This is a genomic window from Pseudomonas sp. GW821-FHT07F05, from assembly GCF_059418765.1.
Genome location: NZ_JBWKQL010000004.1, coordinates 198,292 through 217,699, shown reverse-complemented (window position 1 = coordinate 217,699; position 19,408 = coordinate 198,292). Strand labels below are relative to the sequence as shown.

The following is a 19,408-nucleotide window of genomic DNA, read 5'->3' as shown; positions in this document are numbered from 1 at the left end:
CAGCCGGGAAAGCGTCGAGGGTGATACCGCAAATTGATGGTGCTCATACCGGCCTCTTCCCGGCTAAAGCCAGTCCTACGAGAACACCGCATCCATCCAGCTGCACCGCGTGGTCTAAATGTAGGACCGGCTTCAGCCGGGAAAGCGTCGCTTGTCATACCGCAAATTAATGGTGCTCACACCGGCCTCTTCCCGGCTAAAGCCAGTCCCACGAGAACACCGCATTCGTCCAGCTGCACCGCGTGTTCTAAATGTAGGACCGGCTTCAGCCGGGAAAGCGTCGAGGGTGATACCGCAAATTGATGGTGCTCATACCGGCCTCTTCCCGGCTAAAGCCAGTCCTACGAGAACACCGCATCCATCCAGCTGCACCGCGTGGTCTAAATGTAGGACCGGCTTCAGCCGGGAAAGCGTCGGTCGTCACACCGCAAAATTGTTGGTGGTCACACCGGCCTCTTCCCGGCTAAAGCCAGTCCCACGAGAACACCGCATCCATCCAGCTGCACCGCGTGTTCTAAATGTGGGACCGGCTTCAGCCGGGAAGGCGTCGGTCGTCACGCCGCAAAATTGTTGGTGTTCACACCGGCCTCTTGCCGGCTAAAGCCGGTCCCACTGAAAGCATGCATTCCTCCAGTGGGACCCCATGCGCCAGACGTAGGGCCGGCGCATGCCGAGACAGCTTCAGGCGCCCTGCCCGCCGAGTTCGGCGAGCATGTCCTGGGGGATCACCAGCTCGGCTGCCGTCAGGTTTTCGTGCAGATGCGCCACCGAGGAGGTGCCCGGGATCAGCAGCAGATTAGGCGCACGCTGCAGCAGCCATGCCAGTGCCACGCACATTGGCGAGGTGTCGAGGCGTGTGGCGACGTCCGACAGCGTCTGGGACTGCAACGGCGTGAAACCGCCCAGCGGGAAGAACGGCACGTAGGCGATGCCCTGCTTGCCGAGTTCTGCGATCATCTGCTCGTCATCACGGTGGGCCAGGTTGTAATGGTTCTGCACGCAAACCACCTGGGCAATGCCCTGCGCCTCGGCAACCTGTTTCGCACTGACGTTGCTCAGGCCCAGATGCTGAATCAGCCCCTGACGCTGCAATTCAGCCAGCGCACTGAACTGCTCGGCTATCGACGCGTCATCCGGCGAATGCCCGGTGCCCCACGCCCTGAAGTTCACCACGTGCAGCGCTTCCACGCCGAGATTGCGCAGGTTGTCGTGCACCGCGCTCACCAGTTCCGCCGGGCTGTTGGCGGGATTCCATGAAGCGTCGGTGCCTCGGGACGCGCCAACCTTGGTGACGATCAGCAGCTCATCGGCATAAGGATGCAGGGCCTCACGGATCAGAAGGTTGGTGACATGGGGACCATAGAAGTCGGCCGTGTCGATATGGTTGACGCCGGAAGCAACCGCTTCACGCAGAACGGCGATGGCAGCCGCGTGATCTTTCGGCGGCCCGTAAACGCCGGGCCCTGCCAGCTGCATGGCGCCGTACCCCATGCGGTTGACGGTGCGACCGCCGAATGAAAAGTGTCCTGCCTTTCTGGCCTGGTTCATGGGTGACGCCTCGTGATCAAGAATGTGGGATGGCTCAAGTGGTGGGCTGACTATAGGCGTTGACCGCTGCGCTGATAATCAGGTGCAATCGGCACGGGTTGTACGAGCGAGCGGACGATGGCGACAGACATTCAGGATTTGCTGGCCTTCGTGGCCGTGGTCAACGCAGGCGGTTTTCGTGAAGGCGCACGGCTGAGTGGCAAGTCGGCGTCCAGCCTCAGCGATGCTGTTCGACGCATGGAGTCTCGCCTGGGCGTGCGCCTGCTCAACCGCACCACCCGCAGCGTCGTCCCGACCGAAGCCGGCGCGCGGCTGATGGAACGGATTGTCCCGGCCCTCGGCGAAGTCGAATCGGCGCTGGACGTGGTCAATGATTTTCGCGACCGCCCTTCGGGCACGCTCAGGCTCAACGTGCCCGCCAGCGCCGCCCGCCTGATATTGCCGCAGATCATCACCCCGTTTCTGCAGGCGCACCCGGACATCCGAATGGAAGTGGTCACGGAGGAAAGCTTCGTCGACATGATTGCCGCCGGCTGTGACGCGGGCATTCGCTACGACGATCGCCTTGAACAGGACATGATCGCCGTGCCCATCGGCCCGCGCGTTCAGCGTTTCGCGACCGCCGCATCGCCGGCGTACCTCGATGCCCGGGGCCGCCCTGAACATCCACGGGACCTGCTCAACCACAGCTGCCTGCGGGGCAAATTTCCGAGCGGTTTAATACCTTTATGGGAATACGAGCGGGACGGAGAAGAGGTTCGCGTCGAGCCGACCGGCCCGTTGACCGTGCGGATCGGCAGCGCCGTCGACCTTGCCGTGCAAACCGCCATCGACGGCCTGGGCATCGTCTCGTTGTTCGAAGACTGGTTGCGCCCCCATCTGGACAGCGGCGCGCTGGAACCGGTGCTCGAACCCTGGTGGCCAAGCTTCAGCGGGCCGTTTCTGTATTACCCGGGGCGGCGCTATGTGCCATCACCGTTGAGAGCCTTCCTGGACTTCATCCAGCGGATGGCGTGATGCTTGTCCGTGCACAGAACTGACCAGATATTTTAAATAAATAACTGCAAGTTCACGGTCGAACTAGCCCGCAGGATGTTGCAGTTAGATAATCAGGCAAAAAAAAACGCTGCATTCAATGCAGCGTTTCTTTTATAGCGTTTGTAGTTGAAGCCGCCAGGGCACTGGCGATCAACCATTTTGACGACCGTAACCCATGATGGTGTAGTCAAGGCTGTGGGTCACGCCGGCGTGGTCAACATAAACCATGGTGGATTGCACCGGACCATCAACTTTCTGTGGGTCCTGGGCGTTTTTGATGCTGATCACTTTCGCGACGTCGATACCTTTGTGGCGGTTGTATTGTTCAACCTGGACCGAGTGCTGTTGGCTGGTGGCCGGGAGTTCGCCGGCAGCGGCAAATACACTGGCGAGGGACAGAGCAGCGAAGGCTAATACTTTCATGGTCGTTCTCCAGAAGTTCATTAAGTAGTAAGGGAGCAAAGCGCTTGTCGTTTGCTTCTGGGGCCATTCTGTTCGTGATCGGCGCAGATGATAAATACTTAAAATCGATAAGGCCCATCACCGTCATCGATGCTTGAGTTAATTAGATCAATTTCCGTAATAGACCCTTGCGTATTCTGTTAACTCACAACTTTCAACACATCGATTGAGACTGGCGCAGCCCCCTGTTAAGTGCGACAGATGCAGGGACAGCACTACGGCGGAGCGCGTCATGTTGTCGCGGGTGATTGAACTGCCTGTCGGGAAATATTTTCAGCGCAATCAAACATTTCCAATGATGAACGTACTACCATTCATCCCGCTGACTCGTCCCGAACCAAAATGTCCGAGCAGACCTATATAAAGCGCTGGCCACTGGCACGGCGCTATTTTTTTAAAACAAACCGAAGCCTTGATGCCGCCTCACGAGCCTGCTCGTGGCGCAGTGCGTCAACCGTGATGACCGTCTGAGGTTGTGATGCAGAAATTGATGATTAACGGCCAGGAGCACGACCTGGATGTCGCCGACGACATGCCATTGTTGTGGGTCCTGCGCGACGTGATGGGCCTGACCGGCACCAAATACGGTTGCGGCATTGCCCAGTGCGGCGTGTGCACCGTGCACCTGGACGGCCAGGCCGTGCGCTCATGCGTACTGCCGGTGAGTGCCGTCGCCGGCCGCAAGGTCACCACCATCGAAGCGGTCGGCGAGCAGGCCGTAGGTCAGGCGGTACAGAAAGCCTGGCTGGACCATGAAGTCGTGCAATGCGGCTACTGCCAGTCGGGGCAGATCATGTCGGCCGTCGCGCTGCTGCAGGAACACCCCAAAGCCAACGACGAGCAGATCGTCAACGCTATGTCGGGCAACCTCTGCCGCTGCGCCACCTACACCCGCATTCGCGCCGCCATCAAAAGCGTCAGCCAGGCCTGAAGGAAGTCATCATGTCCGAATCACAATCATCTGCCGCGATGCTCTCGCGTCGCGGGCTGCTCAAAGGCAGCGCGCTGCTGGGCGGGCTGGTCATCGGCACCTATCTGCCGGCGTCAGTCACCCGCAGCTTCGCCGCTGATCTGGTCAAGGGCGCCAGCCTGGGCGACAACGCCGAGCAAGGCTATGGCGCCTTCGTGCGCATTGACCACAGCGGCGCCGTCACGCTGATTTCACCGAAAATCGAAATGGGCCAGGGCGTGCAGACTGGCATTGCCATGATGGTCGCCGAAGAGCTCGAAGTGCCGTTGAGCCAGATCACCATCACCGAGGCGCCGCCCAATGCAGCGCTGTACACCGACGCGCTGCTGAGCTTTCAGGCCACCGGCGGTTCGACCTCCACCCGCTACAGCTGGGAGCCCCTGCGCAAGGCCGGCGCCGGCGCGCGCATCGTGCTGATCCAGGCCGCAGCCATGCGCTGGAAAGTCGCGCCGAGCCAGTGCCACGCCGAGAACGGCCGGGTTATCGGCCCGAACGGCCAAAGTGCCGGTTACGGCGAGCTGGTCGACGCTGCCGCGAAGTTACCGCTGCCGACCGAGATCCCCCTAAAAGCCGTCGGCGAATTCAAGCTGCTGGGCAAACCGGTCCAGCGTCTGGACACCCCGAACAAGGTCAACGGCACGGCGAAATTCACCATCGACCTGCAAGTGCCGGGGATGCTGATTGCGTCCACCCTCACCTGCCCGGTTCATGGCGGCACGCTGCGCGGCGTCAAGAATGAAGACGCTGCGCGCAAGGTCCCCGGCGTGCGCGATATCGTCCGCCTGGACAACGCGGTGGCGGTGACGGCAAGCAACTTCTGGTCCTGTCAGCAAGCGCTCAAGGCGCTGGACATCGACTGGGACCTCGGCCCCCATGCCGGTCTTGATTCGGCCCAGCTGGACAAATCGCTGTTCGATGCGAGCGCTGGCGACGGTGTGTTCGCGCACCAGTCCGGTGACATCGCCGGGGCGTTAAAAAATGCCTCGAGCCGCTTCGAGGCGATCTACGAACAACCCTTCCTGTCTCACTCCCCTCTGGAGCCGATGACCTGCGTCGCCCATGTGCGCGCCGACGCGTGCGAGTTGTGGGTCGGCTGTCAGGCCCCGGGTATGGCCCAGGCGGGCGCCGCCAAAGTCTGCGGCATGCCGGTGGAAAAGGTGGTGATCCACAACCAGTTGATCGGCGGTGGTTTCGGCCGTCGTCTGGAGTCCGACTTCATCTTCCAGGCCGTGGATATCGCGCGCCAGTTGAGCTACCCGATCAAGCTGATCTGGAGCCGAGAAGAGGACATGACCCACGACCGCTATCGTCCGCACTACGTCGACCGCCTCAATGCAGCGCTGGATAAAGACCTGCGTCCGGTGGGCTGGGAGCATCGCATCGCCGGTGCCTCGGTGGTCGCGGCCTACATCGGCGCATTGCCGGCGGACGGCGTCGATGGCGATGCCGTCGAAGTGGCGAAGGATCCGATCTACACCCTGCCCAACCTGCAGGTGCGCTACATCCGTCACGACCCGGAAGTGATTCCGGTCTCGTGGTGGCGTGGCGTCGGACCGCTGCGCAGCACCTATGCCATCGAGTGCTTCATCGACGAGCTGGCGCACAACGCCAAGGTCGATCCGGTGAAATACCGCCTGGCGCTGATGCAGTCGCAACCCCGCGCCCAGGCAGTGCTGACCAAAGCGGCGCAACTGGTGGAGTGGGACAAGCCGCTGCCTGCCGGTTCCGGCCGTGGCGTGGCAGTGACGGCGGTGTTCGGCAGCTTTGTCGCGACCATCGTCGAGCTGGAGAAGCAAGGCGACAAAGGCCTGCGCATCAAGCGGCTGGTGACGGTCATCGACTGCGGCTTCGCGACCAACCCGACCTCTGTAGCGTCGCAGATGGAAGGCGGCACGCTGTTCGGTCTGTCGGCCGCACTGTTCAACGAAATCCTCGTCGAGAAGGGTCAAGTGCAGCAGACCAACTTCCACGAGTACCGGCAGATCCGCATGAGCGACGCGCCACCGGTGGAGGTGCACATCGTCGACAGCGTCGAGACCCCTGGCGGTGTTGGTGAAACCGGGGCCGTGCCCGCTGCGGCCGCGCTGGTCAATGCGGTGTACGCCGCGACCGGTGTGCGTGAGCGTCGTTTGCCGTTGAGCCGCTTTGGCTATTTCACTGTTTGAGGAGCGCGTCATGAACGTTTTCAACACTGCGCTCGGACTTGTGGCCGGTTTGCTGGCCAGCACCGTTTACGCGAGCGACACCCCAGCGATGAGCAAGGGCGAATACCTGACCCGCGCCGCTGATTGCGTGGCCTGCCACGTCGTGCCGGGCGGCAAGCCGTACGCCGGCGGGCTGGAATTCAAATTGCCGTTCGGCAGCCTGTATTCCCCCAACATCACCCCGGACAAAGAAACCGGGATCGGCAACTGGACCGACGACGAATTCGTCGACGCCCTGCAAAAAGGCGTGGGCAAGGACGGCAAGCATTACTACCCGGCCTTCCCTTACACCTCCTACACGCTGATGTCCCGGGAAGACATCCTGGCGATCAAGGGCTACCTGTTCAGCCTTGAGCCGGTGAAGCAGATGCCGCCCGAAAACAAGATTTCGTTCCCGTTCAATCAGCGCTGGGGAATGATGTTCTGGAACGCGATTTTCGCCGGCAACGAACGCTTCGTCCCGGACAGCAAGCAGTCGGCTGAATGGAATCGTGGCGCGTATCTGGTGCAGGGCCCGGGCCACTGCGGCGAATGCCACACCCCACGCAACATCTTCCAGGCGATGAGCACCGGCAACTCTCTGGCGGGTGCGGAACTGGGCAACTGGATGGCCTACAACATCAGTTCCGACGCCAAATACGGCATCGGCGCCTGGCCGGAAGACGCCATCGTCAGCTACCTGTCGAAGGGCTACGCGGCCGGTTTCGGCGGCGCGGGCGGGCCAATGGGTGACGCGGTCGAGCACAGCCTGCGCTACCTGGATCCGGCGGACCTGAAAGCCATCGCGGTGTACCTCAAGAGCACGCCGGCGAGAAGCGAAGGCATCCCCCGCCCAACCATGGCAGTGAACGATGCAGCGCTGCAAAAGGGGCTCGGCCAGAAGCTGTTCAACGACACCTGCGTGGCCTGTCACCAGATCGACGGCAGCGGGCGGCAATCACCGGCGGGTGGGTTGGCCGGTTTGAAAACCGTCAACGACCCCAAAGGTCGTAACCTGATGGCGACGCTGCTGGAAGGTCACACGCCAACCGCGGCACGGGTCGACCAGCGCATGCCTGACTTCGCCCGCAGCTACAGCGACGCTGAACTGGCTGCCGTCAGCACCTTCGTGCTGCGTCGGTTCGGTCAGAGCAACGGCGAGGTCAAAGCGGAAGACGTCGCGAAGAACCGCGCCAGCGCGTTGCATTGATGGCGGGGTGGCGCCGCTGATTCTCCTCTGAGTCAGCCGCGCTGCCAGGCCATTCGGCGGTTCAGGGCTTCGGCACCTGCGCCGCCACCGCTGCCTTGTCGATCACCGACGCGACGTTGACGATACGCCCCGCCTCAAACGTGTAGAACACGTTCTCCGTAAACTGCACCCTCCTCCCGTTCACCGCCACCTCGAACAGCTCGCCCACCGGCGTGCAATCGAACGTCAGCCGCGCGGCAATGTGCGGTGGCTCGGAGATCAGCAGATCGATGACGAAACGCAGGTCAGGGATGGCGCGGAAATCCTGCTCCAGCATTTGCCGATAGCCGGCCAGGCCGACGCGCTCGCCGTTGTAATGCACCTCCTCGCCGACGAAGTCTCCCAAGGCAGCCCAGTCCTGACGATTGAGGCAGGCGATGTAGCCGGTGTAGCCGTCTTTGAGTGTCTGGTGATCCATGGTGTCTCCCGGGGTGGGTAGGGCAAATGAATGTTAGTCCCACTGCAAACAGGCAATGCTTTTAGTGGGACTGGCTTTAGCCGGGAAGAGGCCAGTGTAAACACCATTAAATTTGCAGTGTGACGACTGACGCCTTCCCGGCTAAAGCCGGTCCTACTAAATGATTGCGCTGTGTCAGTTGCATCGGGACACCATCCGTGACGCTGAATGCACGCAATGCTTTTAGTGGGACTGGCTTTAGCCGGGAAAAGGCCATCGTAAACACCATCAATTCTGCAGTGTGACGACTGACGCCTTCCCGGCTGAAGCGGTGCTACTGAATGATTGCGGTGTGTCAGTGCTACTGGCTGCAAGAAGATGCCTCAGCCAGGAAGTGCTAGGTTATCCGCACTGACTCCATGAAGGCGCAATCATGTCCTCTCACCCTCCCTTCTCCGGTGCGAAAGTCGCGATTCTGTGCAACGGCTCGCTGCTGACGTACCAACGTGATGACAAGCCGGAGATCCCGTGGCCGAATCTGTGGGACCTGCCCGGCGGCGGCCGCGAAGGCGACGAGACCCCGGAAGAGTGCGCCGTGCGGGAAACGCTGGAAGAATTCGGCATCGTCCCCGACCCCGCTTCCTTCATCCACAAACGGGTCTACCCGGGTCAGGGCGTCAACGGGCTCGACACCTGGTTTTTCGTCGCTGAAGTGGCTGACGGCCTGTTCGATCAGGTGGTGTTCGGCGATGAAGGCCAGCGCTGGCAGGTGATGACGGCCGAGGCGTTTCTTGCGATGGACAACGCGGTTGACCGCCTGCAACACCGCTTACGTGAGTTCATGGATCAGCAGCGTTGACACGTCCGGCCCCGAAGGACGCCCGCCCCGACTCACCCAAACAGAGACAAATTGACGCAGGCATGGCGTTTTTTTGCTATCGTCGCCGGAATTAACTAACCGGTTAATTACGCGACGGATAATGCCGGCAGAACCTCATCTGGCAGCCATCACGCTCTGAACCCTTGCCCTCACCTCACTTGATCGGTCATCCACGACCCTTCTTCGCGTCAGCAGGAATGCCTCATGAATCACTCACAACCTTCGGCAGCCGTCAGCCGCTGGCCCATTCGGGTCGTCGCGCTGGGCGTGCTGGTTTTCGGATTACTCTTCGCAGCGGGCGGCGGCTACCTCGTCACACTGGGCGGCAGCGCGTATTTCCTGCTGGCCGGTCTGGGGCTGATGGTTTCGGCGGTCCTGCTGTTCCGACGTCGCCTGGCAGGCGCGTGGCTGTTTGCAGCGGTGATGCTGTCGACGCTGATCTGGGCGCTGGTGGACGCCGGGCTGGTGTTCTGGCCGCTGGTTTCCCGCCTGTTTGCGCTTGGCGTGCTGAGTCTGCTGGTCGCGCTGATCTACCCTTCCCTGCGCAAGGCCAATGGCCTCGCAGCCGGTCGCGGCGGTTACCTCGTTGGCGGCGTGCTGGCGGTGGCGATGGTCGCCGGGTTCTGGGGGATGTTTCAGCCCCACGCCTCGGTGTCGCCGACGGGGGATGGCCCGGCGCTGACCAAGGTCGATCCGGCCCACGCGCAGAAAGACTGGGCCCATTACGGCAACGATGAAGGCGGCAGCCGCTTCGCCGCGCTGGACCAGATCAACCGCGACAACGTCAGCAAGCTGGTGCCGGCCTGGACCTACCACACCGGCGACGTCGCCATCAGCGACGGCAATGGCGCCGAAGACCAGATGACCCCGTTGCAGATCGGCGACAAGGTGTTCATCTGCACGCCCCACAACAACGTCATCGCGCTGGACGCCGATACCGGCAAGCAGCTGTGGAAAAACGAAATCCACGCCAAGTCCGCCGTGTGGCAACGCTGCCGCGGGCTGGCTTATTTCGATGCCAGCGCCGCCGTCGCGCCACCCACCGATGGCAGCACCCCAGCCGCGCCGGTCGCAGTGCCGGCCGGCGCCAACTGCCAGCGTCGTTTGCTGACCAACACCATCGACGCGCGCCTGATTGCTGTGGACGCCGACACCGGCGAGTTCTGCCAGGGCTTCGGCAACAACGGCCAGGTCGACCTCAAGGCCGGTCTGGGCAACGTGCCCGATTCCTACTATCAACTGTCATCGGCGCCGCTGATGGCCGGGACCACCGTGGTGGTGGGCGGACGCGTGGCCGACAACGTACAGGCTGACATGCCGGGCGGCGTGATCCGGGGCTTTGACGTGGTCACCGGGCAGATGCGCTGGGCGTTCGATCCGGGCAATCCCGAAGACAAGCAGGCCCCTGCCGCCGACAAAACCTATGTGCGCAGCACGCCGAACAGTTGGGCACCGATGTCCTACGACCCGGCCATGGACACGCTGTTCCTGCCGATGGGCAGTTCGTCCACCGATATTTATGGCGTGAAACGCACGGAGCTCGACCACACCTACGGCGCCTCGGTGCTGGCATTGAACGCCACCACCGGCGTGCAGAAGTGGGTGTATCAGACGGTCCACAACGACCTCTGGGATTTCGACCTGCCGATGCAGCCGAGCCTGATCGACTTCGCCAAGCCTGACGGCAGCAAGGTGCCGGCGCTGGTCATCGGCACCAAGGCCGGGCAGATTTTCGTCCTCGATCGTCACACGGGCCAGCCGCTGACCGAGGTCAAGGAAGTCCCGGTCAAGGCGTCGAACATCCCCAACGAACCCTACTCGCCGACCCAGCCAAAATCTGTCGGCATGCCGCAAATCGGCGCGCAGACCCTGACCGAGTCGGACATGTGGGGCGCCACGCCGTTCGACCAGTTGCTGTGCCGGATTTCGTTCAAGAAGATGCGCTACGAGGGCCTGTTCACGGCGCCGGGCACCGACATTTCCCTGAGCTTTCCGGGCTCCCTGGGCGGGATGAACTGGGGCAGCCTGTCGACCGACCCGGTGCACGGCTTCATCTTCGTCAACGACATGCGCCTGGGCCTGTGGATTCAGATGGTGCCGCAGTTGAAAGACGCCATCGCAGCCTCCGGCGGTGAAGCGCTGAACACCGGCATGGGCGCCGTGCCGCTGAAAGGCACCCCGTACGCCGTAAACAAAAACCGCTTTCTGTCCGTGGCCGGCATCCCGTGCCAGGCGCCGCCGTTTGGCACGCTGACCGCCATCGACATGAAGACTCAAAAGATTGCCTGGCAAGTGCCGGTGGGCACCGTTCAGGACACTGGCCCGATGGGCATCAAAATGCACCTGCCGCTGCCGATCGGCATGCCGACGCTGGGGGGCACGCTGTCGACCCAGGGCGGGTTGGTGTTCATCGCCGGCACCCAGGATTACTACCTGCGCGCGTTCAACAGCGCCAACGGCGAAGAAGCCTGGAAAGCCCGCTTGCCCGTTGGCAGTCAGGGCGGCCCGATGACGTATGTGTCACCGAAGACCGGCAAGCAGTACATCGTCATCACCGCCGGCGGCGCCCGTCAGTCGGCGGATCGCGGTGATTACGTGATTGCCTACGCGTTGCCTGACGGCAAATAACTGCTCCACAAAAAAACCGCTGACACCTTGATGTGGGGCGCAGCGGTTTTTTTTTGCATCAGGGGAAAGGCTCAGGCCGGATTCACCTTGGGAACTGCGTTTACCTTGTGGGACCGGCTTCAGCCGGGAAAGCGTCGGGCGTCACGCTGCAAAATCGAGGGCGATTACACCGGCCTCTTCCCGGCTAAAGCCGGTCCCACTATCGAACCGCGTTCGCCTTGTAGGCAGCGATCAATTACTCGCCACTTCCGCCGAATTACCGGTGGTCACCAGCGCCTTGAGCGAAGCATCGAACTGCTTCAGGGCGTTGATCTGCAGGTCGCGCTGCTGGTTGATCTGCGCGGCGATCTCCGGAGCGGCCTTGTCGTGGACCCACACCGAGGTCAGCTCTTTCGCGCCGAGGCCTTCAGCCTTGCCGATGTATTGCAGGTTCGAGTCGTAGAACTTCGCGATGAAGCGCGCTTCCACTTGAGAGTTACGCTGGGACACCAGGCGGCTGTAGGTGTCGAGCATCACCACCACGTCCGGCCGCGCCTGCATCAGCGCGTCGAGATTGTCGTACACAGTGACCGATGCGAACTGTTTCTCCAAAGAACCTTTCAGCCAGTCCATCGCCAGTTTCGGATCGGAGCTGCTCACGAACGCCTCACGAATACGCGAATCCAGCCCGCCATTCTTGACGCCTTTCAACGCCACGGCGTGATAACGCTCAAGGTATTCGAGGGTGCTGACGGTGTTTTCGCTGTAGAGCACACCAACGCTTTGATAAGACTGCAGCGCCACACGGCTTTCAACCACCGGCAGCAAATGGCACGCCTCGGCATCTGCCGCCGAAGCAGTGACCGCCGCGGAAGCAGAACCCGACGCGACAAATCCGCTGGACAGCACGGCGACGAGGGTCAGCAGGGTTGAAATTTTCATCGCGTGGCGTCCTTCTCAAGCAAGTTCGGTATGGGGCCATCCTCCTCTCTTCCGAGAAAAAGAGAACTCGCCTACCGTGATGGTCACTATCGATTTCAGGAATGGTAGGCGGAGTGAGAAACACCTTTACCGATGCTTCAACAAAGCCCGCTGCCCTCTCCTCTTGTACCCTTCAATACACGTAACGCCCAACTGCCCGACGTACTGCCTGTAACGCTACCCGCAATGCATCCAGATCCAGAGAGCCCAACGCCAGGCGAATCCCGTGGGGGACAACGCTGGACGTGGCGAAGGGTTCGGCAGTCGAGACCGCCACCTTGTCCGCCAGCAACGCCATGGCCACCTGATCGGCCCTGGCATCCTCCGGCAGGTGCACCCATAAAAAATAGGACGCCGGGTGACTGATGACGTTCAACCCGATTAACAGCTCTCGGGCGAGCGCTTGTCGGGCCCGTGCGTCGAGGCGTTTTTCCGCCTCAAGGCGCGCGGCGGTGCCGTCCTCGATCCAGCCGCAGACCAGCGACGTCATCACCCCCGGCGTGTTCCAGACCGTCGCCCGGATCGCCCGCTCGATGGCCGACACCCACTGCAGCGGCGCGACCACGTAGCCGACCCGCAGCCCCGTGGCGATGTTCTTCGAGAACCCCGAGACGTACACGGTCAGCTCCGGCGCTAACGCTTTCAACGGAGCGGGCGGCTCGTCGGCCAGAAATGCGTAGGCCGCGTCCTCGATCAATAGCAGGCCGTGCTGCCGAGCGATGCGCACCAAGTGCTCGCGCCACGACAGGTCCATCACCCAGCCCATGGGATTGTGCAGCGTCGGCATCGTGTAGACCGCCTTGACTCGCCGTCGCTGGCAGAGCTTTTCAAGGGCGTCCAGATCAGGACCATCGTCAGCATAGGGGATCGCCACCAGCTCCAGCCGATGCGCATCAGCCACCACTTTGAACCCCGAATAGGTCAGCGCATCCACCGCGACCACATCGCCCGGTTTGAGCAAGGCCATCACCGTGACCGCCAGGCCATGCTGCGCGCCGCTGACGATCACCACCTCCTCGGCCTCGACCGTTAATCCCCGAGCAGCAAGGTGCCGCGCCATGCACGCGCGCTCATGGCTTCGGCCGGCATGGGGCTGATAGCGCAGCAGTGCCTCCAGATCGCCCGACAACGCCAATTGGCGAAGGCCGTTGCGCAGCAGTTCGGCCTGGCCCGGCAACGTCGGGTAGTTGAAATTGAGGTCGAGCACGCCGGGTGCGCTGGTCTGCTGATCGACGCCATGACTGAGCGGCAGGGCGATTTCCCGGACAAAAGTGCCGCGCCCGGTTTCGCCACTCACCAGGCCCATGGCTTCAAGCTCAGCATAGACCCGGGATGCCGTGACCAGCGCCAGGCTTTCAGCTGCCGCCAACTGACGATGGGTCGGCAGGCGCGTCCCGGGCGCCAGTTCGCCGGCTGAGATCTGCGCGGCGAATCGGTCGACAAGGGTTTTATAGCGGGCGCGAGGCATAAGCACTGTATCCATGACAATTTTTTGATTGTGCTGATATTGCTCTTTAGGCTGCTCCTTGCGCCACCTCGGCGGCCGCCCCGGTCGGCAACACACCATCAACCGGCAACAGCGTTCTCACGCCTGCGCCCCAAGAGTCCGCATCGCATGGAAATCTCTTCAAAGCCCCAGCCCCTGACGGCAAAACCCTCCACTGCCGGATGGCTGAACGGCCTGATCGGCGTGATCATTTTCAGCGGCTCACTGCCTGCCACGCGCCTCGCAGTGCTGGAGTTCGCGCCGCTTTTCCTGACCGTCGCCAGAGCGTCCATTGCCGGCGCGGTTGCCCTGTGCCTGTTGCTGGTGCTGCGAGAGAAACGCCCCAGCCGCCGTCAACTGATGCCGCTACTCATCGTCGCCAGTGGCGTGGTGATCGGCTTCCCGCTGCTCACGGCGCTGGCGCTGCAATACGTTACGTCGGCGCACTCCATCGTTTTTGTCGGCCTGTTGCCGTTGGCGACTGCCGTGTTCGCCGTGCTGCGCGGCGGCGAGCGTCCGCGTCCGGTGTTCTGGGTGTTCTCGTTGCTGGGCAGTGCGCTGGTGGTGGGATTCGCCTGCGCTCAGGGGCTGTCGGCGTCACCAGCGGGGGATCTGCTGATGTTGCTGGCGATTGTCGTCTGCGGCCTGGGTTACGCCGAAGGCGCCACGCTGTCCCGAACCCTTGGCGGGTGGCAGGTTATCTGCTGGGCGCTGGTGCTGGCGTTGCCGCTCATGCTGATGCTGACCCTGCTCAGCGCGCCGCCAGCCCTGTCCACCATCAGCGCACCGGCGTGGGTGAGCCTGGGCTACGTGTCGCTGTTCAGCATGTTGATTGGCTTCGTGTTCTGGTACCGCGGTCTTGCCCAGGGCGGGATCGCTGCGGTGGGACAATTGCAGTTGCTGCAGCCCTTTTTTGGTCTGACGCTGGCCGCGACCCTCCTGCATGAACGCGTCAGCGTGGGCATGCTGGTCGTAACCGTCGGGGTGATTCTCTGCGTGGCCGGAGCGCGGCGATTTTCACGCTAGCTGCAGGCACGACCAAGGGGCGGCCCAAACGAAAAATGCCGGTGATCATCACCGGCATTTTTCATTTCATCGCTGCGCCATCACTTGGCCTGACTGACGCGCCAGACCTTATTGCCCACATCGTCCGCCACCAGCAACGCGCCCTGTTTATCGAGGATCACGCCGACCGGACGGCCCTGCGCGTCGCCGTCGGCGTTGAGGAAGCCGGTCAGGACGTCCACTGGCAGGCCGGTTGGGCGGCCATCCTTGAAGCCGACGAAGACGACCTTGTACCCCGCCTGGGGATTGCGGTTCCACGAACCGTGCTCGCCGACAAACACGCCGTCGGCAAATTTGGCCGGCATGCCGCGCGGGTCGGACCAGGTCAGGCCCAGCGGCGCGACGTGGGTGCCGAGGGCGTAATCCGGGGCGATGGCCTTGGCGACCATGTCCGGGCGCGGCGGCTGCAAGCGGCTGTCGACGTGTTGGCCGTAGTAGCTCCAGGGCCAGCCGTAGAACGCGCCGTCCTTGACCGAGGTCAGGTAATCCGGCACCAGGTCGCTGCCAATTTCGTCACGCTCGTTGACCACCGTCCACAGCTCGTTGCTGCCCGGCTTCCAGGCCAGCCCGTTGGGGTTGCGCAGGCCGCTGGCGAACAGGCGTTTCTGCCCGGTCTTGACGTCAACTTCCCAGACCGCCGCGCGACCTTCTTCGGCTTCCAGACCGTTCTCGCCCACGTTGCTGTTCGAGCCAACGGTGACGTACAGCTTGGTGCCTTCGCGGTTGGCGATGATGTTCTTGGTCCAGTGGTGATTGATGCCCGCCGGCAGGTCGGTGACTTTCACCGGCTTGGCGGTGCTTTCGGTCTGGCCGTCGTTGTACGGGACCTTGACCACCGCGTCGGCATTGGCGATGAACAACTCGTTGCCCACCAGCACCATGCCGAACGGCGAAGTCAGGCCGCTGATGAACACCTTCTTCATTTCCGCGCGGCCATCGCCGTCGGCATCGCGCAGGATGCTGATGCGGTTGGCGCTCTCGGCTTCGGCGCCCACCCGGCTCATGACGATCCCGGTGGCGGTGCGCTTGATCCAGGCCATCACGCCCGGCCCGCCGTCCGTCGCGCCTTCAGGCTTGGGCGGCTTGTTGCTTTCGGCCACCAGAATGTCGCCGTTGGGCAGGCTGTACAGCCAGCGCGGGTGATCGAGGTTCTCGGCCAGCGCGCTGACCTTAAAGCCCTCGGCGGCCTTGGGCGTGTCGGTGCCCTTCCAGCCGACGGCCTTGGACACCTTGACCGTCGGAATCAACGTGCTGTTCGGCTCGGGCAGTTGCGGCTGCGCGCCTACACCCGCCTGGAACGGCAGCTTGGCGGTCTCGCCGCAGGCACTGAGCATCGCAGCAGTGGTCATCAGCAGTGCAAATCGGTGCATCGCAATCATCGTTCAACCTCGCGGCGGCCATCCATGGGCCCATTGTTTTGAGAATTAGAAGCTGGGAGAAGCAAACGCTTCAAGAGACATAAGGCTGACAAGTATCGCCACGTCGACCGACAGCAAACAGCTCATGGGACGCAAATGACATTTGCCCTTGGGGCACCAATAAAACGACCACTGCGCGAGGCTCAGGGTTCAATAATCTGCGCCGACACGTCGCGTAAGGGGGCCGAGGGGTTAGCCATATCGGCCGATTTTAGCTACGCTGCCCTCCCACTACCCCAGAGCCAGATCCGATGACCCGCCCAGAGTTTGCTTTGGATGTTGAGGCGATCAGTGCGATCCCTGCCGTGCCCGTCATTCTGAGCATGGTCAAGCACATCACCGGCATGCGCTTCGCGGCGATCGCCAGGGTCACGGAAAGCCACTGGGTGGCCTGCGCCGTCGATGACTCGATCAATTTCGGCCTCAAGCCGGGCGGCGAGTTGGTGCTGGAATCGACCATTTGCCACGAGATCAGGCAGCATCAGCAACCCGTGGTCTTCGGCCATGCCAGCGCCGACCCGCAGTTCGCCACCCATCACACGCCCAACATCTACGGGCTGGAAAGCTACATCTCGATCCCCATCATCCTGGCCGACGGCCGTTTCTTCGGCACGCTGTGCGCGATCGATTCAGTGCCGGCAAACCTGGGCGATCCTGCCATCGTCAAGACGCTGACCCTGTTCGCGCAGTTGATCGCCATGAGCCTGGACACCCAGGGCCACTTGGAGAGCGCCCGGGCCGAGCTGACCGACGCCCACGAGCACGGCCGGCTGCGCGAGCAATTCATGGCGGTGCTGGGCCACGACCTGCGCACGCCGTTGAGCGCGATCCGCATGAGCGCCGACCTGCTGGCGACCAAAACCGAAGACAAGCGCTCGCTGGGGCTGGTGGCGGCCATCCGGCAGAGCTCGATCCGCATGGGCGTGCTGATCGAGAACGTGCTGGATTTTGCCCGGGGCCGAATGGGCGGCGGGATTCCGGTGAAGCGCCACATCACCGACGAACTTCCCGAGGTGTTGACAGCGACGGTGGACGAGATCCGCGCGTCGCACCCGCAGGCGAGCTTCATCGAGGCTATCGACCTCAGCGGCACCGTCTACTGCGACCCGCTGCGCATCAGTCAGTTGCTGTCCAACCTGCTGGGCAACGCCGTCACCCACGGGTCGCCCACGACGCCGATCCATCTGCACGTCTGGCAGGAATGCGATCAAGTCATCATTTCCGTCATGAATTATGGCGCGCCCATTTCGCCACGGCTGATGCCGCTGCTGTTCGAGCCCTTCACCCGATCCGAAGCCGGTGGTCGCGGGGAAGGCTTGGGACTGGGGCTGTACATCGCCTCACAGATCGCCACTGCCCATGACGGGATCCTGACCGTGAGCTCATCGGCGGAACTGGGCACCTGTTTCATCGCGCGTTTTCCTTCTGAGCCGCCCGCCTGAGCGCCGATTGCCGATTTCGGCACGGCCACCCGGCAGCGCTGCGCTGCACATTGATTTTTCGCCATAACGCAGTTTTCTGAAGCCCCCTTCCCTGAGGAGAGCACCTGACATGCTTCTGCACCAGTCCACGTGGATCGAGATCGAGCAGTTTCTCAAACGCAGCCGCACGGTCGTCGTGCCCATTGGCTCGAACGAACAACATGGCCCCACCGGCCTGCTCGGCACTGACTGGATGTGCCCGCAGATCATCGCCCACGAAGCGCAGAAGAGCGCCGACATCCTGATCGCGCCGACCTTCAACATCGGCATGGCGCAGCACCATCTGGGCTTTCCCGGGACGATCTCGCTGCGCCCCTCGACGTTCATCGCCGCCATTGGTGACTGGGCTCGCTCGCTGGCGGGCCATGGCTTCGAAAAAATCCTCTTCCTCAATGGGCACGGCGGCAACGTCGCGTCGATCGAGGCAGCGTTTTCCGAGCTGTATGCCGAGGCCAGTTTCGCCGGGCGGTCTGCAGGCTTCGCCATGAAGCTGATCAACTGGTGGGACCTGGAAGGCGTTGGTGAACTCGCCCATCGGCAGTTCCCGGTGGGCCACGGCTCCCACGCGACGCCGTCCGAGATCGCGGTGACCCAGTGGGCCTACCCGGAGTCGATCAAATCAGCGGACTACTCGCCGCAGATTGCCCCGACCGGTCCGATCCGCGAAGCGAAGGATTTCCGCGCGCGCTTCCCCGACGGGCGTATGGGCTCTGACCCTGCGCTGGCCACGCCGGAAAAAGGCGGAGAGCTGGTGGCGCTGGCCGCCAAAGGGCTGGTGCGCGCGGTTGACGCGTTCAGTCGCGAACCGGCGCTGCATTGATATCGCTGCGTTGACGTGGCTTGGCCGTGCGGCAATAGCGCGCGGCGTTGAACTCGTCCGCCAAACGGCGGCCATAGTGGTATGCGCTTTTTGAAACGGTATGGGACCTGGGGCAGTCTGCAGCGCAACGACCTCGCCCGGTCCCCTTGGCTGACAGGTGATATGTGAATACGTTTATCCCACTGGACAAAGTTGAAGAAATCGATCTGCAGGATTACCACGAGGTCTGGCTGACCACGTCAGAAACATGGCCACAAGACCCGGCGACGGTCCACCGCAAGTGCTTGTGGCGCCAGGATCGCGAGATGACCTCCGATGTGGAAATCGACGGCGTGTACTTTGAAAACCTTCCGCACCTGTGGCTGCGGGTGGACGACCTCGATGATCAACAGGACATCGACCTGGTCATCGAAAAGCTCAAGACGCGCATTGCCGCACTGAATCTCAAAGGTGAGTTCTATCCTCCCGAGCTGCCGACAGCGGCGCCTCACAAAGACGAAGACGAAATCAAGAAAGACCTGCGCAGCTAATTCGCTTCAACCCTCGCTTCTCCGACGCGCGCCGTTGCTGATCTTCAGCACGGCGCCGTTTTTGTTTCTGCCTCGCGCCTTTCCCGTCAGTGACCGGCTTCAGCCGGGAAGAGGCCAGTGTGAACACCCTCGATCTTGCAGCGTGGCATCCGACGCCTTCCCGGCTAAAGCCAGTCCTACGGGAACACGCAATCCGTCAGTGGGACCGGCTTTAGCCGTGAAGAGGCCAGTGTGAACAGCATCAAACGCACATCGGTACAAGCCCGCCCTGCCCGTCCTTGTTAACGTCACCG

At 62.4% G+C, this 19,408-nt stretch carries 16 protein-coding genes; 10 read left to right on the top strand and 6 right to left on the bottom strand.

The window, feature by feature from the left end; all coding sequences use genetic code 11:
* Positions 1–681: 681 nt before the first annotated feature.
* Positions 682–1,548: an aldo/keto reductase family oxidoreductase gene (locus tag AC07RO_RS12215; RefSeq protein WP_495086148.1), complete on the bottom strand. Its 867-nt coding sequence runs from the start codon at positions 1,546–1,548 to the stop codon at positions 682–684.
* Positions 1,549–1,665: 117 nt separating this feature from the next.
* Here AC07RO_RS12215 and AC07RO_RS12210 point away from each other — a divergent pair, with 117 nt between their 5' ends.
* On the top strand, positions 1,666–2,565 hold the full coding sequence (locus tag AC07RO_RS12210) for a LysR family transcriptional regulator (RefSeq protein ID WP_495086147.1): 900 nt from the start codon (positions 1,666–1,668) through the stop codon (positions 2,563–2,565).
* A gap of 171 nt (positions 2,566–2,736) precedes the next feature.
* Here the strand turns inward: AC07RO_RS12210 and AC07RO_RS12205 are convergent, their stop codons facing one another.
* Positions 2,737–3,009, bottom strand: coding sequence for a DUF2790 domain-containing protein (locus tag AC07RO_RS12205; RefSeq protein ID WP_495086146.1), 273 nt, complete (start codon positions 3,007–3,009; stop codon positions 2,737–2,739).
* Positions 3,010–3,526: 517 nt separating this feature from the next.
* Here AC07RO_RS12205 and AC07RO_RS12200 point away from each other — a divergent pair.
* Genes AC07RO_RS12200 through AC07RO_RS12190 form a run of 3 tightly spaced genes read left to right on the top strand, consistent with a single transcriptional unit; the run spans position 3,527 to position 7,411 of the window.
* Positions 3,527–3,979 carry a (2Fe-2S)-binding protein gene (locus tag AC07RO_RS12200; RefSeq protein ID WP_074893339.1) on the top strand — a complete coding sequence of 151 codons (453 nt, stop codon included), beginning with the start codon at positions 3,527–3,529 and terminating at the stop codon, positions 3,977–3,979.
* Positions 3,980–3,990: 11 nt separating this feature from the next.
* Positions 3,991–6,183, top strand: a complete 2,193-nt coding sequence (locus AC07RO_RS12195) for a xanthine dehydrogenase family protein molybdopterin-binding subunit (protein WP_495086145.1) — start codon at positions 3,991–3,993, stop codon at positions 6,181–6,183.
* 10 nt (positions 6,184–6,193) lie between these two features.
* Positions 6,194–7,411 carry a c-type cytochrome gene (locus tag AC07RO_RS12190; protein ID WP_495086144.1) on the top strand — a complete coding sequence of 406 codons (1,218 nt, stop codon included), beginning with the start codon at positions 6,194–6,196 and terminating at the stop codon, positions 7,409–7,411.
* 61 nt (positions 7,412–7,472) lie between these two features.
* Here the strand turns inward: AC07RO_RS12190 and AC07RO_RS12185 are convergent, their stop codons facing one another.
* Positions 7,473–7,868 (bottom strand): ester cyclase, encoded by a 396-nt coding sequence (locus tag AC07RO_RS12185; RefSeq protein WP_495086143.1) that lies wholly within the window; start codon positions 7,866–7,868, stop codon positions 7,473–7,475.
* Between the two features lie 412 nt (positions 7,869–8,280).
* On the opposite strand from AC07RO_RS12185, the gene AC07RO_RS12180 reads away from it, so the two are divergent.
* Complete coding sequence (locus AC07RO_RS12180; protein ID WP_495086142.1) at positions 8,281–8,706, top strand: NUDIX hydrolase; 426 nt, start codon at positions 8,281–8,283, stop codon at positions 8,704–8,706.
* A 225-nt stretch (positions 8,707–8,931) separates the two neighbouring features.
* A complete protein-coding gene (locus AC07RO_RS12175; protein WP_495086141.1) occupies positions 8,932–11,355 on the top strand; it encodes a glucose/quinate/shikimate family membrane-bound PQQ-dependent dehydrogenase in 2,424 nt (807 codons plus the stop codon).
* 231 nt (positions 11,356–11,586) lie between these two features.
* Here the strand turns inward: AC07RO_RS12175 and AC07RO_RS12170 are convergent, their stop codons facing one another.
* Both AC07RO_RS12170 and AC07RO_RS12165 read right to left on the bottom strand, forming a co-directional pair.
* Positions 11,587–12,276: an ATPase gene (locus AC07RO_RS12170; protein WP_495086140.1), complete on the bottom strand. Its 690-nt coding sequence runs from the start codon at positions 12,274–12,276 to the stop codon at positions 11,587–11,589.
* 172 nt (positions 12,277–12,448) lie between these two features.
* A complete protein-coding gene (locus tag AC07RO_RS12165) occupies positions 12,449–13,783 on the bottom strand; it encodes an aminotransferase-like domain-containing protein (protein WP_495086139.1) in 1,335 nt (444 codons plus the stop codon).
* 147 nt (positions 13,784–13,930) lie between these two features.
* Between AC07RO_RS12165 and AC07RO_RS12160 the strand changes: the two genes are divergently transcribed.
* On the top strand, positions 13,931–14,827 hold the full coding sequence (locus AC07RO_RS12160; RefSeq protein ID WP_495086138.1) for a DMT family transporter: 897 nt from the start codon (positions 13,931–13,933) through the stop codon (positions 14,825–14,827).
* Between the two features lie 80 nt (positions 14,828–14,907).
* On the opposite strand, the gene AC07RO_RS12155 is transcribed toward AC07RO_RS12160, so the two are convergent.
* Positions 14,908–16,245, bottom strand: a complete 1,338-nt coding sequence (locus tag AC07RO_RS12155) for a PQQ-dependent sugar dehydrogenase (RefSeq protein ID WP_282372684.1) — start codon at positions 16,243–16,245, stop codon at positions 14,908–14,910.
* A 290-nt stretch (positions 16,246–16,535) separates the two neighbouring features.
* Here AC07RO_RS12155 and AC07RO_RS12150 point away from each other — a divergent pair, with 290 nt between their 5' ends.
* From AC07RO_RS12150 to AC07RO_RS12140, 3 genes are all read left to right on the top strand, one after another.
* Complete coding sequence (locus tag AC07RO_RS12150) at positions 16,536–17,726, top strand: GAF domain-containing sensor histidine kinase (protein WP_495086137.1); 1,191 nt, start codon at positions 16,536–16,538, stop codon at positions 17,724–17,726.
* 109 nt (positions 17,727–17,835) lie between these two features.
* Positions 17,836–18,585 (top strand): creatininase family protein, encoded by a 750-nt coding sequence (locus AC07RO_RS12145; RefSeq protein ID WP_495086136.1) that lies wholly within the window; start codon positions 17,836–17,838, stop codon positions 18,583–18,585.
* 164 nt (positions 18,586–18,749) lie between these two features.
* The gene (locus tag AC07RO_RS12140; RefSeq protein ID WP_192172315.1) at positions 18,750–19,115 is read left to right on the top strand and encodes a hypothetical protein; all 366 of its coding nucleotides are present in this window, start codon (positions 18,750–18,752) and stop codon (positions 19,113–19,115) included.
* Positions 19,116–19,408 lie beyond the last annotated feature (293 nt).

What these genes read in the sequence shown, in the direction of transcription:
- AC07RO_RS12215 (WP_495086148.1), bottom strand. Translation starts at nt 1,548, where the DNA reads ATGAACCAGGCCAGAAAGGCAGGACACTTTTCATTCGGCGGTCGCACC.
- AC07RO_RS12210 (WP_495086147.1), top strand. Translation starts at nt 1,666, where the DNA reads ATGGCGACAGACATTCAGGATTTGCTGGCCTTCGTGGCCGTGGTCAAC.
- AC07RO_RS12205 (WP_495086146.1), bottom strand. Translation starts at nt 3,009, where the DNA reads ATGAAAGTATTAGCCTTCGCTGCTCTGTCCCTCGCCAGTGTATTTGCC.
- AC07RO_RS12200 (WP_074893339.1), top strand. Translation starts at nt 3,527, where the DNA reads ATGCAGAAATTGATGATTAACGGCCAGGAGCACGACCTGGATGTCGCC.
- AC07RO_RS12195 (WP_495086145.1), top strand. Translation starts at nt 3,991, where the DNA reads ATGTCCGAATCACAATCATCTGCCGCGATGCTCTCGCGTCGCGGGCTG.
- AC07RO_RS12190 (WP_495086144.1), top strand. Translation starts at nt 6,194, where the DNA reads ATGAACGTTTTCAACACTGCGCTCGGACTTGTGGCCGGTTTGCTGGCC.
- AC07RO_RS12185 (WP_495086143.1), bottom strand. Translation starts at nt 7,868, where the DNA reads ATGGATCACCAGACACTCAAAGACGGCTACACCGGCTACATCGCCTGC.
- AC07RO_RS12180 (WP_495086142.1), top strand. Translation starts at nt 8,281, where the DNA reads ATGTCCTCTCACCCTCCCTTCTCCGGTGCGAAAGTCGCGATTCTGTGC.
- AC07RO_RS12175 (WP_495086141.1), top strand. Translation starts at nt 8,932, where the DNA reads ATGAATCACTCACAACCTTCGGCAGCCGTCAGCCGCTGGCCCATTCGG.
- AC07RO_RS12170 (WP_495086140.1), bottom strand. Translation starts at nt 12,276, where the DNA reads ATGAAAATTTCAACCCTGCTGACCCTCGTCGCCGTGCTGTCCAGCGGA.
- AC07RO_RS12165 (WP_495086139.1), bottom strand. Translation starts at nt 13,783, where the DNA reads ATGCCTCGCGCCCGCTATAAAACCCTTGTCGACCGATTCGCCGCGCAG.
- AC07RO_RS12160 (WP_495086138.1), top strand. Translation starts at nt 13,931, where the DNA reads ATGGAAATCTCTTCAAAGCCCCAGCCCCTGACGGCAAAACCCTCCACT.
- AC07RO_RS12155 (WP_282372684.1), bottom strand. Translation starts at nt 16,245, where the DNA reads ATGATTGCGATGCACCGATTTGCACTGCTGATGACCACTGCTGCGATG.
- AC07RO_RS12150 (WP_495086137.1), top strand. Translation starts at nt 16,536, where the DNA reads ATGACCCGCCCAGAGTTTGCTTTGGATGTTGAGGCGATCAGTGCGATC.
- AC07RO_RS12145 (WP_495086136.1), top strand. Translation starts at nt 17,836, where the DNA reads ATGCTTCTGCACCAGTCCACGTGGATCGAGATCGAGCAGTTTCTCAAA.